Source organism: Serratia sp. TSA_105.2, assembly GCF_052692115.1.
Map to the genome: position 1 here is coordinate 142,412 of NZ_JBQZFT010000004.1, position 15,518 is coordinate 157,929.

At 48.7% G+C, this 15,518-nt stretch carries 9 protein-coding genes and 1 tRNA gene; 7 read left to right on the plus strand and 3 right to left on the minus strand.

The annotated features are described in order from the left end of the window. Positions 1–865 precede the first annotated feature (865 nt). The 5 genes from ACUTSC_RS14880 to ACUTSC_RS14900 all read left to right on the plus strand — a co-directional run bounded on the left by ACUTSC_RS14880 (position 866) and on the right by ACUTSC_RS14900 (position 9,089). Positions 866–950, plus strand: a tRNA-Leu gene (locus ACUTSC_RS14880). 888 nt (positions 951–1,838) lie between these two features. Continuing rightward, positions 1,839–3,329 (plus strand): ATP-binding protein, encoded by a 1,491-nt coding sequence (locus ACUTSC_RS14885; protein ID WP_123893248.1) that lies wholly within the window; start codon positions 1,839–1,841, stop codon positions 3,327–3,329. Further along, positions 3,319–6,072, plus strand: coding sequence for a Z1 domain-containing protein (locus tag ACUTSC_RS14890; RefSeq protein ID WP_123893249.1), 2,754 nt, complete (start codon positions 3,319–3,321; stop codon positions 6,070–6,072). Before ACUTSC_RS14885 ends, ACUTSC_RS14890 begins: the two co-directional genes overlap by 11 nt. Beyond that, a complete protein-coding gene (locus ACUTSC_RS14895; RefSeq protein ID WP_172962913.1) occupies positions 6,065–7,033 on the plus strand; it encodes a PD-(D/E)XK motif protein in 969 nt (322 codons plus the stop codon). Before ACUTSC_RS14890 ends, ACUTSC_RS14895 begins: the two co-directional genes overlap by 8 nt. After that, entirely contained in the window at positions 7,026–9,089 is a 2,064-nt protein-coding gene (locus ACUTSC_RS14900) for an AIPR family protein (RefSeq protein WP_123893252.1), read from the plus strand. Before ACUTSC_RS14895 ends, ACUTSC_RS14900 begins: the two co-directional genes overlap by 8 nt. A gap of 91 nt (positions 9,090–9,180) precedes the next feature. Here the strand turns inward: ACUTSC_RS14900 and ACUTSC_RS14905 are convergent, their stop codons facing one another. Continuing rightward, positions 9,181–10,839, minus strand: a complete 1,659-nt coding sequence (locus ACUTSC_RS14905) for a DNA cytosine methyltransferase (RefSeq protein WP_443006766.1) — start codon at positions 10,837–10,839, stop codon at positions 9,181–9,183. Between ACUTSC_RS14905 and ACUTSC_RS14910 the strand changes: the two genes are divergently transcribed. Further along, the gene (locus ACUTSC_RS14910) at positions 10,822–11,280 is read left to right on the plus strand and encodes a very short patch repair endonuclease (RefSeq protein ID WP_071845097.1); all 459 of its coding nucleotides are present in this window, start codon (positions 10,822–10,824) and stop codon (positions 11,278–11,280) included. The genes ACUTSC_RS14905 and ACUTSC_RS14910 overlap by 18 nt on opposite strands. A gap of 41 nt (positions 11,281–11,321) precedes the next feature. On the opposite strand, the gene ACUTSC_RS14915 is transcribed toward ACUTSC_RS14910, so the two are convergent. Both ACUTSC_RS14915 and ascF read right to left on the minus strand, forming a co-directional pair. Continuing rightward, positions 11,322–12,752: a 6-phospho-beta-glucosidase gene (locus ACUTSC_RS14915; RefSeq protein ID WP_197767071.1), complete on the minus strand. Its 1,431-nt coding sequence runs from the start codon at positions 12,750–12,752 to the stop codon at positions 11,322–11,324. A gap of 16 nt (positions 12,753–12,768) precedes the next feature. Then, the gene (ascF, locus tag ACUTSC_RS14920; protein ID WP_159318898.1) at positions 12,769–14,211 is read right to left on the minus strand and encodes a PTS cellobiose/arbutin/salicin transporter subunit IIBC; all 1,443 of its coding nucleotides are present in this window, start codon (positions 14,209–14,211) and stop codon (positions 12,769–12,771) included. A 284-nt stretch (positions 14,212–14,495) separates the two neighbouring features. Between ascF and ACUTSC_RS14925 the strand changes: the two genes are divergently transcribed. Further along, complete coding sequence (locus tag ACUTSC_RS14925; protein WP_142001843.1) at positions 14,496–15,518, plus strand: LacI family DNA-binding transcriptional regulator; 1,023 nt, start codon at positions 14,496–14,498, stop codon at positions 15,516–15,518.

A 15,518-nucleotide genomic window follows, 5' to 3' on the forward strand; every position in this document is an offset into this window, starting at 1 on the left:
TGCATGAACTGATAAAGGTCTAGTAATGGACTGTACTTTAGTCTAACTAGTTTCTCACCCCTTGAGGCGATACACTTTCCCGGTAATGTTTTGATAAAAAATACAAAAAAAAAACCTGACCGCGTAGGGCCAGGTTGCCAATATTGGCCAACACCAGGGAAAATTTTCTTGCACCATCTTAAAGCTATTAACTCCGCAGAGGCAAGCGATCTCAGCTGGTTTTTAGGCATTAACCAGCCATTTTGTTAGGTATGTGCGCTATTTTCTGGTGATTTAAGATAAAATCCATCTAATAGAATTACTCTTTTGCCTTTGAGAGCGCCATTCCGATTTTTTTATTTCCTGCCTGATATCCACCAATGAAAAAATAGTGATCTCGAAATGTTGCGCAACCTCATTTTTTATTGGCTGACACATGGGTATGCAATTATTTGCAGCATTGCCATTGCGGCTGGGGATTATTTTGTTTTTGATTGGCGCTGGGTTAGACAGTAGTGATGGGGGGGCGGGTGTGACCTTCAGCTTGACGGGGTTCTGAACCTGTTTCGCGAGCTGGGCGAGCGGTTCTGGCTAGTGGGAGCGAGTGACGTTCGGCACATGAGCCATCATTGTTCTGCGCAACGATGCTGGAATCTGGCATCGGACGATATCGCGTGAGTGCGGTGGTGACTGAGCCCCGATGCTCTTTGCAATAGCCTGATGCTCATCATCAACGCAGTTGTGAAGGGCGCGCAGCGGGAAGAAGGGGCATGCAAACGCGCGTTGCGGCGGTTTTTTCGACACTTAACTCATTGAACAACGGATAAGTGTTGCGTGCTGGTCGCGGGAAGGTATAATTCACCCGTTTTCCGCATACTACTTCAGTGCCGAAGTGGCGAAATCGGTAGACGCAGTTGATTCAAAATCAACCGTAGAGATACGTGCCGGTTCGAGTCCGGCCTTCGGCACCATTAAGTACCGCGCGAACAAGAAGCCACCGAAAGGTGGTTTTTTTGTGCCTGGGATCTGCCCGCCGCCACTACCTGCCCATCAGATTGACGTATTCTTCATTCCCGTTATAAGTATCCTGTTATCTCCCCCGGAAATATCAAAAAATGCGCAGAACTAAAACAAGTGTACTTACGCAATTACCGATCAGCCTCGCGGTTGTCCTGCCTGAGCCACCGAACTGAGTGTGCACGTAGGCGCCGAAAAACATATGCCTTATTCGTATTGAAGGAGTCGGGGTTCCAATCCTGACTGAGGATCTTTCCGCAGCACGGAAAATATATTCTGGCTACCGCCTACATGGAATGGGCTGGATAAATTTACAGGGGGCTGTGGTTAGGGATGTGACTAAGATCGCATAAAAAATGAAATTTGTATGTGTAGAATTGCCTTATATGGGGATGTTTCATAGGTATGTGATTCGCTGTTAATCTCCCAAATTTTATTGTAAATGACTATTCATGGCGGTAACCTCTGTTGTAGCCAGTAGCAAAAACATGTATAGGTTCTTGCTAGTGTGGTTTTTAATTGATAATTTTATATAAAAACTTATCCTATTTGTACCTCGGTGGTTGCTTAAGTCAAATGTGTACAGAATGCGCTCATATGATGGAGTGCTTCTATTTGCTTTTTGGTATAGAAATTATTATAGCTCATCATCTTTGGTGGAGGCTAGATAGAGAGTTTTTCTTTGTAATATGCGTAATTAGTTACTGTTGTCAACGCATTTATAAAGTAATAGATACTTAAATATTTCTCATTATTAATGGCAAGAAAATAATCCACGTGTGAAATTATTAATTCGCGAATTTTATGGATATTTTTGTATAGAGTGGGCTTAGGAGAGGAAAATGAGGGTTTCAAATCCCCCCCAAGCAAGAGACCTGATGGTAACTGCTCGGAGTTTTGGCAACTATGATCTTGCAGCAGCTCTTGCTGATCTGATTGATAACAGTATCAAGGCTAAGGCTACTCGGGTAGATATCAATTTTGAACTAGAGAAAACCGGTAGAGAAGTGGTTGTTAGGATTCGGGATAATGGGCTGGGGATGACTCTGGATGCTCTAAGAGTGGCTATGCGTCCCGCAAGCACCAATCCAGAAGATGACAGGGAACCGGACGATCTTGGAAGATTTGGTTGGGGGTTAAAATCAGCGTCTCTTTCGCAAGCTCGAATACTCACTGTTGTTTCTTGGCGTGATGGGGTTATTAGTGCTGCGAGATGGGATATCGATGATATTGATGATTGGGGAATGGAAGTCATGGAGGGTGCAGAAGCAGAAAGTCTTCTGTCTGCTCCCTGCAAATCTCAATCGGGAACTGAAGTAATATGGACTCGTTGCGATCGTGTACTTGATAGTGAAATCAACTCCTCTTTCGATGATACCCTTACATTTGCTATTGCACACTCAAATCAACAGCTTTCATTGATATTTCACCGATATCTTGCTGGGGAAGCAGATAGGCGTTTGACAATCGCGGTTAATAGTCGCCAGTTACGTCCAATCGATCCATTCATGATATCTCATAATGCTACACAGACCTTAGATGCTGAACTTATTAAGACAGCGAATGGAGCTGTAATTAGTATTCAGCCCTATATTCTGCCGCATTTTTCAAAATTAACTGTTGAGGAACAGAAAGTACTTGGTGGTTCTGAAGGGATGGTCCGTAATCAAGGGTTTTATGTATATCGAAACAAGCGATTAATCATTTATGGGACCTGGTTCCGGTTGATTCCGCATGGTGAACTTTCTCAGTTGACTAGGATCAGAGTCGATATTCCAAATAGTGCTGATGCTGAATGGAGAATCACTGTAGATAAATCGGATGCACAACTCCCGGTTGCTCTTAAACGCCGTCTTCAAGACGTTGTCAAACGTTTCAATCTGCGTTCATTCTCGGTACATCGTAAAAAAGGAATTTCTCTAGATGTCCCGAAAATCCATTCTGTATGGCTCCGCCATATAAAGCATGGTCAGATCTATTATAGAGTAAATCGAGAGCATCCTATCGTAGCGAGCCTATTAGATATGGAGTGTGTCACAAATAATGCTGATGCCGTGCTTCGGTTACTGGAGTCTTATTTTCCAACAGACAGATTTATTGCTGATGCTAACGGTTCTGGTGTCAGTCAATGTTCGACATCAACTGAAGCGTTTGAATCTATTGTCGACCAATGTGTTATAAATTTCCTTCAAAGCAATGATGGATCCTTTGAAGTTGATACATTTTTAGATTTTATAAGAGATGTAGAACCTTTTTCCAGTCAATGGACATACACGGAGAGTTATGTTCGAAAAAATACAGCCGAAAAGTGGGGTATGAAAAGTGGATTTTGAAGCTGCTCTTAGTTTTCTTCGTACGGAGATCGATAAATCTATAAAAGGACGGTTTCCTGTTCCTAAAGGATTCCTTGAAAATCATGTTAAAGAAAAATCAGGTATTTCAAAGATTCTCGAAAAAGGATTGGCTGACCGACTTATTCGGCATCTTGAGACGGTGTATGGAACGAGCCAAGATAAAGGTCATGTACTAAAAACCGACTTCGAAGAGTGGTACAGAAAACGTCAAGGAGAGATAAACTCCTATTTCTGGCGTCGATTGCAAAAATACTGGTTGGATCACTCTATACTCCCAGTTCAGGTTGTTAAAACCGTTGATAAGGTAACAGACGAAATTGTTGGCTACCTAGGTGATCCTCAGGAGAATAAGTCATGGTGCCGTCGTGGCCTTGTTATGGGGCATGTGCAGTCAGGTAAGACTACAAATTATTCAGCACTCATTGCCAAGGCTGCAGACGCCGGTTACCGAGTCATTATTGTGTTGGCAGGGCTTACTAATTCACTTAGATATCAAACTCAGGTAAGGCTAGATCAGAGCTTTGTGGGTAAATCTTCACTTGGTGATACAGTGGCATCGGTTATTTACCCTGTATCGCATGTTTTTAAGGGGATCGAAGATGAAAACTCTGACATTCGACATCCATATTGTGGAACAACGCAAGTTTCAGATTTTAATGTTGGGAAGGCGACAGGAATAGGCGCTACAGAAGAAAACTTTGCTGATCCTATATTGTTTGTGACGAAAAAACACAATAAAGTACTTGAGCAGCTTGCTATTTGGCTTAGAGGGTTACGTCAAGGTGGACAACTTGAAGGGCCGATGTTGTTAATTGATGATGAAGCTGATAATGCATCGATAAATACCGAAAAAAACCCTAATGCTACATCAACAATCAATGCCCGTATCCGTGAGTTATTAGATTGTTCCCGACGTTCATCATATGTTGGATACACTGCAACGCCATTTGCTAATATTTTTATTGACCCTGACACAAATGACGAAATGCTCAAGAATGATCTTTTTCCTGAGCATTTTATCAAGTCACTGGAACCACCAGAAAACTATATTGGTGCTGATAAATTGTTTTCTGAAAATGGTAAGTTCTATAAGATTTGTGTAAGGCCTATCCCTGATGACTACAAGGATCTTCTGCCACTTAAGCATAAGTCAGGATACATAGTTACAGCATTGCCTCAAAGCCTCAAAGATGCGGTTTTCGAATATGCACTTTTCAGATGCCTTCGAACGCTAGCCGGTGAAGGAGGGCGACATTCGTCAATGCTTGTGAATGTCAGCAGGTTTAATGCAATTCAACAACAGGTACACAATGAAATTTATCGCCTTGTTCAAGAAATGAAAGCTGCTATAGATGTATGGGCTGTGAACCCAACTTGGGAACGTTCCGAGATTCTGAGTCGTATGTACAAGGTTTGGTGTGATGAATACGAGATGTATTCAGAATTTAATTGGGATGACGTTAGAGAGGTTCTAAAACAGGCAGTTTCATCTATTGAGGTTCGTCTAGTTAATATGCGTGGTGGCGGATTGGACTATGACAAGGCACCTGAATTTGGCCTTCATGTAATCACTGTCGGTGGGTTGGCACTTTCACGTGGTCTCACCTTGGAAGGGCTTGCTGTCTCATATGTACTTCGTAATGTCGGGGCCGCCGATACTTTACTCCAAATGGGACGATGGTTTGGTTATCGCCCTGGATACGAAAAACTCTGTCGTATCCATGCAACGACGGATATGCTTGGAGATTTTCGTGAGGTCAGTGGCTCAGTTGAAGAGCTGCGAGGTGACCTTGTGCGAATGGAAAAAATGGGGCTTACACCAGATCAGTTTGGCCTCAAAGTTCGTCAGAGTTCAACAGGTATTGCTATCACTGCGGCGAACAAAATGAGGGCTGCAAAACCACTTCTGATTGCCTTGGATCTGTCCGTTCGCCATCTTCAAGCATACGAATTGTTTAATAGCTCCGAAATTAACCGCAAACATCTCGATGCTGTCACTTCTTTAGTCAAAATCCTTAACTCAGAAATTCCTAATAAGAGAGTGAGTGATGAATCTGCGTTTGTCTGGTCTCGTATCAACGTTACCGTCGTGAAAGAGTTTCTTCAAAAATTTAAATTACCGCAACTGGAGTTTGCTTTAGGTAACGAAGAAAGAAGCTTGGCTTTGGACTATATCTCAGATCGTGCTGCAGGTGAGCTAGCTAGTTGGGATATAGCGATTCCTTTTAGAAAAAAAAGCTCGTTAAAATTCCCATTGGACCTCGGTATTGAGGGGGCTGAGAGTGTTTTTTGTCGTGAGCGCCACAGCGGGATTCCAAAGTCAGATGACCCTGATGTTGTAAAAGTTACAGAGAAAAATATAGTAGCAGATAAAGCCCCCACTGATCTCAAGTATGGTGAAAGAGGGGAAAGTCTGGAGGGGAAAATAAAAAAAATTAAAGAGGGGGACTCAAAAATTCGTGCTGAGAAAGCCTGTTTACTTTCTAGAGAGCGCCCTTTGCTTGTAATTCATTTGTTTGATTTCGAATTTGATCTTGAGAGAGGTAAGGATAAGTCACTAAAATTCGAGAAGAACTTGCCTGTAGTGACATTGAGTTTGGCTTTTCCTGAAACTAGCGTTCAACCGATACAACGTGAATATGCTATTTCTGTCAGAATGCGCCAGCTCTTGAAGCAGCAGCTGGAGGAAGCCCAAACCGATGAGGATATATTCGATGAGTAGTGAATTTACGGGGAAGTGGGATGAAATAGCTGGGCGTGGACACAGTGCAGGACGTTTTCGTGTTTGCCCTGATCACCAACTTGATCTTTTTATAGGTTTTTCATTAGCCGGAGAACGAGAGTTTACGTTGGAATCTTCTACAGTGGACTTTGATGTGAACGAACTCCCCATATTCGAGAATATGGCTGTCCAAATTGAATATGAAAACGGTATTTATTGCCTTACTTTAAGATTGATAGAGCGTGCTTTAACTGATCTATTCTCAATTATTTGCAGCGATCTTGTAGAAGCTTCATCAGTGGCGGAAAATGCGGGCAGTGCTATTCAGATTTTTGTGAACAGACTTAATCGCTGGGCGGAATTGCTGCGTCGTCGACGTACTCGTGAACTTTCTTTCAAGGAGAGACTGGGTCTTCTGGGGGAACTGAGTATGTTGGTTTGGGTTATTAAAGTCTGTGGTGTTGATGCCCCACTGGCCGTCCGTGGGTGGCGAGGGCCAGATGACGATACCAATGATATCGGTTTGAACAATGTACGTATAGAAGTTAAAGCGCAGCTTTCGACCCAACGGCAATCGCTGAAAATATCTTCGCTTGATCAATTGGACTGGGATAACCGCAATCTCTTCATCGCAGTAAACCGTTTCAGCCCTTCCGATGATGGTGTGAGTCTATCGTCTTTGTCCTTGGCTGTGTCCTCAATGTTAGCAATCAACAGTCATGGGTTTATGGAGTTTCAGCGCAAATTGATCGTTGCAGGTTACGATCCAGATGCTGATTATATTCACGATGCATTCAAGCTTGAAGAATTAAGTGTTTATAGGGTTTCAGAGGGGTTCCCGCGCTTGATTCCAAGCAATGTCCCGCTTGGAATTATCAAGGCTAGGTATGAAATTTCCTGTGAAACGATAAAAGATTTTCTGATAGCGTCATCGGAATTAGAGGCCCTGATAAATGGTTGAACTTCAAGATGAATACTTGTATCTACATGAAGAGGTTCGCGTTGGCAGCATTGCGAACCACGAGCTTCTGATTACGGAGTTTTTTCGAATCTACTCGTCGCTTGCTGCAGAGAATGGAGATACACCAGATATGGAGTATTGCCCGGTTCTTAGGGAGGGATTGGGGGGATACCGTGTTGATGGTTACGCACTAGATATACTAGAAAGTGAAGCCAGTGAGTCTGGTGATCTCTACTTGGCTGTTTGTGACTACCGCCAAGTAGAAGAACTACCAGCAATCAACAGCCGGGATATCGAGCGTGTAGTCGATGGTGTTGAGCGATTCTTCAAGGCTGCAACAAGTCGGAAATTTCTTGATAGCCTAGAAGAGGCTAGTCCAGCTTATCAACTTGCTTTACTTATTCAGCAATACAGCACGAGAATTAAGCGACTTCGCGTCATCATTTTTACTAACGGTCATTTGCGTATCCGCAAAAGCATCTTTGAAACGAAAGATCTTGATGGCATTACCATGCATATCAATGTTCTTGACTTAGAACGCTATTCAAGGATTTCTTCAACTGGCGGGGAACCTGTTGAGATTGATTTTGATGAAAATTTCGATGGTGCTATCGAGTGTTTATCAGCCTCGGTTGGTGCAGATAGCTATCAGAGCTACCTCTTTGCGATCCCTGGTTCGGTGTTGGCAGCAGTTTTTGCAGCATTTGGAAATCGTTTACTTGAGCAGAACGTCAGAACTTACCTTCAGGCAAAGACTGGTGTCAACAAAGGTATTCTGCGCACAATTGCAGAGGATCCAAGTATGTTCTTTGCCTACAATAATGGCGTTACTGCAACGGCATCTTCTGTGCTAACACGAAGGCTTTCTAATGGTGCATTGGCTATATACCATATCAAGAACTTCCAGATCGTGAATGGTGGGCAAACCACCGCATCACTTCTCTATGCTCGTGATGGTTTAGGTAATAAGCTTGACCATGTTTATGTTCAGGTGAAGTTATCGGTAGTTGATGAAATGCGTTTGGCTGATGTCGTTCCGCGAATTTCAGAGTACGCCAACACGCAAAATAAAGTTTCTTTAGCTGATCTTGCCTCCAATAGTCCAGTACAAATTCGAATTGAGCGTTTTTCCAAAGAGATCTCCGTACCACAAAAGGCCGGTGAGTTGCATACTAGTAAGTGGTTTTATGAGCGTACTAGAGGCCAATACAAAAACCTCTTTGCCTATAAAACCAAGTCTGAACGCAACAAACTCGAGTTGATGTACCCGAAAACAAGACTCGTGACAAAGACAGATCTAGCTAAATATGAGTTGTCTTTTGATGGGCGCCCTCATTACGTTAGTGAAGGTGCTCAGAAATGTTTCAACCGCTATACGACATTGGTACTCTTGAAACTTGGAGACGGCACCTTACTTAGTGAAACATGGTTTCGCAGAGCAATGGCTAAAGCATTACTATTCATTGGCCTTGATGAGGCCATTCAGAAGTCATCGTGGTATCTGATGGATAGAGGTTACAAAGCCCAAATAGTTACGTATACGATCGCAGCCTGTGCGAATGAGTTTCGTATAAGAAGCCAACAGATAGATCTAGATCGGATATGGCGAGAACAAAGTATCCCAATCTCATTGCTTGGCTGGATGCTTAAAGAAGCGAGCCAGGTTGCAAAAATTTTGAGATCTCCCCCTGACAATGTCAGGAACATATCGGAATTTGCAAAACGAGACTTTTGCTGGGAGCTGTATGTGAAGGGAAAAATCGGTTCACCGGATGACTCTATTCTTCAGTTCGGCGTCTCTATTGAAGATTACAATGATGAAACAAGACAAGGCAGTCGTGAAGCAGCTAGGCGATTAGATATTGACTTCGATATTAAGGTAACTGGTTTGGTACATCGAGCGAATGACATCATCATTCAGGCTAATAAAATTGGTGCTGCATCTCCCAAAAACATAAGTGCCTTAACCAAGGTTGCTGCGGGTAATTTAAGTCTATCCAAAGGGGAGAAAACCGCTCTTAAGTATCTGCTGGAGCGGTTGGAAATCGAATACTAAAATTAATTGGTTACGGCCATTGCAAGCTGTTTGCTGAGGTAATGGCCGATATGTAAATTGTCTAGAATGCTGGAGGTTAGTCTTGGAGCTTCTATGCCAAAATCTTGGCTACGATTCCAGCAATTTGATTCGCCAAAAGTGGCGGCACTGCATTCCCAACCTGGTGGTACTGTTGGGTACGACCACCCTGGAAAAAGTAGTTGTCTGGGAAAGTCTGTAGCCGAGCAGCTTCTCGTACAGTCAAACTTCTGCATTGTACCGGGTCATAATGGATGAAATAGTGTCCATCCTTGGAAATGTGACTTGTAATCGTTGTCGACGGGTTATCTTTAATTTGAACCCTAAATCTGTCCGAAAACTTGCCTGACTCCCAGTTCTTATGAGCAGGAGCGAGTCTTGGCAAATTAAATTCCTTATGTCCCTTTGGCGATCTTTTGTGAACAGAAGCGAAGGTTGCGGCATAACCATAACGGGCAAGATCATCTATGCGATGCCCACGAGTTTCATGGTTAAGCCAGACATTTAGGTAGGAGTCTAATAGCCATTCATCTAAGTTATCATGTCCTGTTTGTCCTAAATAACCGGCTTTTCTAGGTAGCCTTATACTTCCTGTGGCTTGGACGCAGCCGATGCTGGAAGCGGTTTTTTGTAGATAAGGTGCTAAATTTTTTACGGTATCGTCAGATGTCGATGCAGCCTCTGCCAGTGCTTGCAGTTCCTTACCAACTAGTTCTGCCCATAAAATATTGGAGTCCTTTTCTTTGCTTAACAAACTTCTCAAAGCAGGGAGACCTCCAATAGCATCTTTGACTGATACTGAGTTTTGGCAGGACAACTTGGGCAATTTGTCTTGATAGCGATCTTCTCTTATCCCTAACAAAATGACTCTATGGCGAGCCTGCGGTATGCCAAAGTCCTCGGCACGAATGATATATTTCGTTAGATCCAGCTGACTCGGATCATCACCATCACTAAATACTTGATCGCTGACGAGTGACACTATGTGATAGCGCTGACCTTTTTTTTCTGCACTCAAGGCAGCATTTGGATTGGCAAGGTCTTTCAGGATTTCATGGAATATTTTTTGCCCATTTATAGTCGACGAGAGAATTCCTTTAACGTTCTCCATGACAAAAATATCCGGTTGATAGTTTTGTATGATCCTCAAGTATTCACGATAGAGAAAATGGCGATGATCATCTTCTGCCTTGTAATCAGCGTTACCTTTGTTTCTGGCTCTACCTACCAGTGAATACGCTTGGCAAGGCGGCCCACCAATTAACACCCAGGGTTCTTCAGTGGGGCGTTTATCTAATGCTGCTTTAATTGAAGCATCAAGAGTAGCATTTCCATCAACGCTGCCAATTTCTATGCACATAGCTTCTTTACCGGCCTTATGCCAAAGATCTTCTGTTTCACAGCTGTATGGTTTTTCGGCTTGGCCATTGCAAAAGCGATAGTAATCACCCAGTTTGCTTGGTCTACTACTACAGAGTAATCGATAGAAGGCTCGGAGACGGAGAGTTTGGTGAGCAATAGGATCCTTTTCAGCTGAAACTGCGATCTGGAACGCGGTCCCGTTTTTCAACGAAGAGAAGCCTTCACCCAAGCCACCAGGTCCGGCAAAAAGGTCTACTATTGGAATCGGTAATGAAGTTGTACTCATGAGTTCTTTTTGTAATTTTAATAAGGTAACCAGGATACCAGGAAGAGACGCAAACGGGAAGTAATCATGGATGTCGTCGACCAAAAAACACGCTCTAGAATGATGTCAGGTATCAAAAACAAGAATACGCGGCCGGAAATGCTCGTACGTAAGTACTTACATGCGAAAGCTTTTCGATTCAGACTGCACGTTGCAGATTTACCCGGAAAACCCGATCTGGTTCTTCCCAAGCACAAATTGTGCATCTTTGTACATGGCTGTTTTTGGCATCGCCATGAAGGATGTCGTTATGCTACGACTCCAGCTACTCGCACAGAGTTTTGGACTAAAAAACTTGCATCGAATAAACAACGCGATATTCGCGTCAAGATGCAACTGCTTGACGCTGGATGGCGAGTCTTCGAAATCTGGGAGTGCGGTCTTAGAAAGAAAGATGGTGATTCCTTAAGTTGGTTGCCAGAGTTTATCAACAGCGATGTTCAGACTCTTAGTTGGCCTGACTATGTTTGCAGTGGGGACATGTAGTCAGGCGATAAGCTAATTTGTTCTTGGTTAGAACTTCCCCATTACCCCAAATCCCCCCCATTGCTGGCGATCACTTTCTTATACCACCAGAACGATTTCTTGCGGGTGCGGGCGAGGGTGCCGTTGCCCTGGTCGTCGCGGTCGACGTAGACAAAGCCGTAGCGCTTGCTCATTTCGCCGGTCGAGGCGGCCACCAGGTCGATGCAGCCCCAGGTGGTGTAACCCAGCACCGGCACGCCGTCGGCGATGGCGTCGGCCATGGCGCGGATGTGTTCGCGCAGGTAGCTGATGCGGTAGTCGTCCTCAATCTCGCCTGCTGCATTGAACTCGTCGTGCGCGCCCAGGCCGTTTTCCACCAGGAACAGCGGCTTTTGGTAGCGATCGTACATCATGTTCATGGTGATGCGTAGCCCCAGCGGGTCGATGCCCCAGCCCCAGTCGCTGCGCGGCAGGTGCGGGTTCGCCAGCGATTTCACCACGTTGGCGGCGCTGCTGTTGTTGTCGTTCATGTCGGCGGAGGCGCAGCGCGAGGCGTAGTAGCTGAAGGAGACGAAGTCGACGGTGTGCTTCAGGATGTCGGCGTCTTCCGGTTCCATGACGATGCTGACGCCTTTCTCGCGGAAGACGCGGGCGGCGTAGGAGGGGTAAGCGCCGCGCGCCTGCACGTCGATAAAGAACAGGTTCTCGCGGTCTTTCTCCAGCGCGGCCCACACGTCTTCCGGCTTGCTGGACCACGGGTAGAAGTTGCCGCCGGCCAGCATGCAGCCCACCTGGTTGGCGGGGTTCACTTCGTGGGCGATGCGCGTCGCCAGCGCGCTGGCCACCAGTTCGTGGTGCGCGGCCTGGTATTTCACCTGTTCGGGGTTTTCGCCCGCTTCAAACACCAGCCCCGCGCCGGAGAACGGGCTGTGCAGCAGGATGTTGATCTCGTTGAAAGTCAGCCAGTATTTCACCAGCCCGTCGAAGGCTTCGAAGCAGGTGCGGGCGTAGCGGGTGAAGAACTCCACCATCCTGCGGCTGCGCCAGGAGCCGTATTCGGTCACCAGGTACATCGGCACGTCGAAATGGCACAGGGTCACCAGCGGCTCGATGCCGTATTGGCGGCACTCTTCGAACAGGCTGCGGTAGAAGGCGATGCCTTCGGCGTTGGGCGTCAGCTCGTCGCCGTTGGGGTAGATGCGGCTCCAGGCGATGGAGGTGCGGAACACGGTAAAGCCCATCTCCGCCATCAGCGCGATGTCGTCGCGGTAGCGGTGGTAGAAATCGATGGCGTCGTGGCTGGGGTAAAACTCGTCGTCGCGCAGGCTAAAGCGCTTCTCCAGCCCGAGTTTGACCGCCATGCGGTGCGGGCCGTGCGGGATCATATCGACGGTGGTCAGCCCTTTGCCGCCCTCGCGATAGCCGCCTTCCGCCTGGTTGGCGGCTAAAGCGCCGCCCCATAAAAATCCTTTAGGGAATGTTGAATCGGACATGCAATCCTCTGGTGTCTCAATGCGTTGCGCTGGCGGCGTTCGCCGCCGGTGCGGTTTGGCCGGGCGCGGCGGCGTTTTCCGGCAGATCCTCGAAGCCGAGCATCAGCGTGAGCGCGAACGACAGCACCACCGAGAGCGCCATCACCGCCACCACCCACACGATGCTCATCGGGTTGGCCGGATCGAAGAACTGCACGCTGGTGAACAGCCCGGGCGAGGCCATCGAATGGCTGGCCAGCCCGCCGATGCCGGCGACCGCGCCGCAGACAAAGCCGCTGATCAGGCTGGCGATCAGCGGCCGCTTCAGGCGCACCGCCACGCCGTACAGCGCCGGTTCGGAAATCCCCGCCACGATGGCGGAGGCGGCGGCGGCCAGCGCGGTCTGGCGCAGCTCGCGGTTCTTGGTTTTCAGCGCCACCGCCAGCGAAGCGCCGCCCAGCGACAGGTTGGCGCCGATCTCCGAAGGCATCACCATGCCCTCTTTGCCGGTCTCGGCGATGGTCTGGATGATGGTCGGGGTGAACACCCGGTGCATGCCGGTGATCACCAGCAGCGGCCAAATCGCCCCCATGATGGCCACGGAAAGCCAGCCCAGGTAGCCGTGCACGGTGTAGACCAGCGCAGAGATGCCGCTGCCGATCCAGATGCCGAGCGGGCCGATAAGCAGAATGGCGATCGGCGCGGCGATCAGCACGATAAGCATCGGCTTGAGGAAGTTCTTGGTCACCGCCGGGGTGATGCGATCCACCCCGCGTTCGATGTGCGACAGGATCCAGGTCATCACCAGCGCCGGGATCACCGTGTAGGTGTATTTCACCGCCGTCACCGGGATGAAGGCGAATTCCACCGCCTGGCCCTGCGCCGCCTTGGCCATCAGATCGATAAAGTTGGGATGCACCAGCACCCCGGCGATGGCGATCGCCAGCGACATGTTGGTTTTGAACTTCAGCGCCGCCGAGGCGGCGACCATCACTGGCAGGAAGAAGAACGCGCCGTCGCCGATCACGTTGAGGATGACGAGAGTCGAGGAGCCTTTCTCGAATACCCCGGCCATGTCCAGGATCATCGCCAGCAGCTTCACCATCGAGCCGCCGATGATGGCGGGGATCAGGGGCGACATGGTGCCCACCAGCGCGTCGAGAATGCCGGCGCCGATGCCCTTCAGGGTGAGCTTGCGTTTCTCCGGGGCAGCGGGGGCCGCCGCGCCCGGCATGCCGAGCGCCAGCACCGCCTGATAGGCCTTGGCCACCTCGTTGCCGATGATCACCTGGCACTGCTCGCCGCTGTGCACCACGCCCAGCACGCCGTTGATGGCCTTCAGCGCCGACGTGTCGATTCGCGCTTTGTCTTTCACCACGAATCTCAGGCGGGTCATGCAGTGGGTCACGGCCTCGATATTGCCCGTGCCGCCCAGGGCGGCCACGATGGCGTGCGAGATCTCTGCGTAGTTCTTCGGCATGGCGTGTCGTCTCTCAGATAGCAATTCGGATAGCCCAAAGGCGAATATTTACTGCCTGGGCGATCCGTCGTTCCATCCGTATGAAACGCCCATAAGAAACCGGTTTCACAAAATCATGTATTGGTGTTTTGTAGTTGGCAAGAACTATGATTTTTGACGTTTCGTTTTCGTGATCTGGATCGTCAGGGATAAGTGCGCACCGACGCGAAGGGGCGCGAAAGCGTTCCAAACGCCGGGCGTCTTGGGTAGACTGCGCTGAACCCATGGATTTTGGCGGCGCACAGATGGCAACGATACTCGAGGTGGCGAAAAAGGCTGGCGTTTCAAAGGCGACGGTGTCGCGCGTTTTGTCCGGCAGCGGCTATGTCAGCGAGGAGAAACGCGCATTGGTGGATAAAGCCATCGCGGAAACCGGCTATCGGCCCAACCTGCTGGCGCGCAGCCTGGCGACCAACACCACCCAAACCCTCGGCCTGGTGGTCACCAACACCCTCTACAGCGGCAACTATTTCAGCGAACTGATGGCGCAGTCGGCGCGCATCATGGAGGCGAACGGCCGCCAACTGATCCTGGCGGACGGCAAGCACACCGCCGAAGAGGAGCGGGCCGCCATTCAGTTTTTGCTGGATCTGCGCTGCGACGGGGTGATCATCTATCCGCGTTTTCTGTCGATTGCGGAAATGGACGAGATTGTCTCCCAACACCGCCAGCCGATTCTGGTGATCAACCGGCGGCTGCGGCTGAACGACAGCTACTGCATCTTCAGCGATCAGCACGCCGCCGGCGCGGCGGCGGTGGCGCACCTGATCGCGCGCGGCCATCGCGACATTGCTTTTATCACCGGCTCGCTCGATTCCCCCACCGGGCTGGAGCGGCTTTCCGGCTACAAGTCCGCGCTGGCGCAGCAGGGCATTGCGGTTAACGAGGCGTTGATCGTTGAAGGGAAATGGAACGCGCAAAGCGGCGTGGCGGCGGTCGATGCGCTGCTGGCCGGCGGGCAGCCGTTCAGCGCCATCGTCGCCGGCAACGACGAAATGGCCATCGGCGCGATGAAGCGGCTGGCGGAGCGCGGCGTAGCGGTGCCGGAGGCGGTATCGGTCATCGGTTTCGACGACATCCCGCTGGCGCCCTATACCGTACCGTCGCTGTCGAGCATGAAGATGCCGGTCACCGAGATGATCCAGGAGACCATCAACCGCCTGCTGTCGATGCTGGACGGCGGCGAGCTGAGCAAGCGCCCCAGTTTCCCGGCCAGCCTGATCGAGCGCGAGTCGGTGGCGGCGGGGCCGTATTTTCAAAAGGGGTAA

What these genes read in the sequence shown, in the direction of transcription:
- ACUTSC_RS14895 (WP_172962913.1), top strand. Translation starts at nt 6,065, where the DNA reads ATGAGTAGTGAATTTACGGGGAAGTGGGATGAAATAGCTGGGCGTGGA.
- ACUTSC_RS14925 (WP_142001843.1), top strand. Translation starts at nt 14,496, where the DNA reads ATGGCAACGATACTCGAGGTGGCGAAAAAGGCTGGCGTTTCAAAGGCG.
- ACUTSC_RS14900 (WP_123893252.1), top strand. Translation starts at nt 7,026, where the DNA reads ATGGTTGAACTTCAAGATGAATACTTGTATCTACATGAAGAGGTTCGC.
- ACUTSC_RS14885 (WP_123893248.1), top strand. Translation starts at nt 1,839, where the DNA reads ATGAGGGTTTCAAATCCCCCCCAAGCAAGAGACCTGATGGTAACTGCT.
- ACUTSC_RS14915 (WP_197767071.1), bottom strand. Translation starts at nt 12,752, where the DNA reads ATGTCCGATTCAACATTCCCTAAAGGATTTTTATGGGGCGGCGCTTTA.
- ACUTSC_RS14910 (WP_071845097.1), top strand. Translation starts at nt 10,822, where the DNA reads ATGGATGTCGTCGACCAAAAAACACGCTCTAGAATGATGTCAGGTATC.
- ascF (WP_159318898.1), bottom strand. Translation starts at nt 14,211, where the DNA reads ATGCCGAAGAACTACGCAGAGATCTCGCACGCCATCGTGGCCGCCCTG.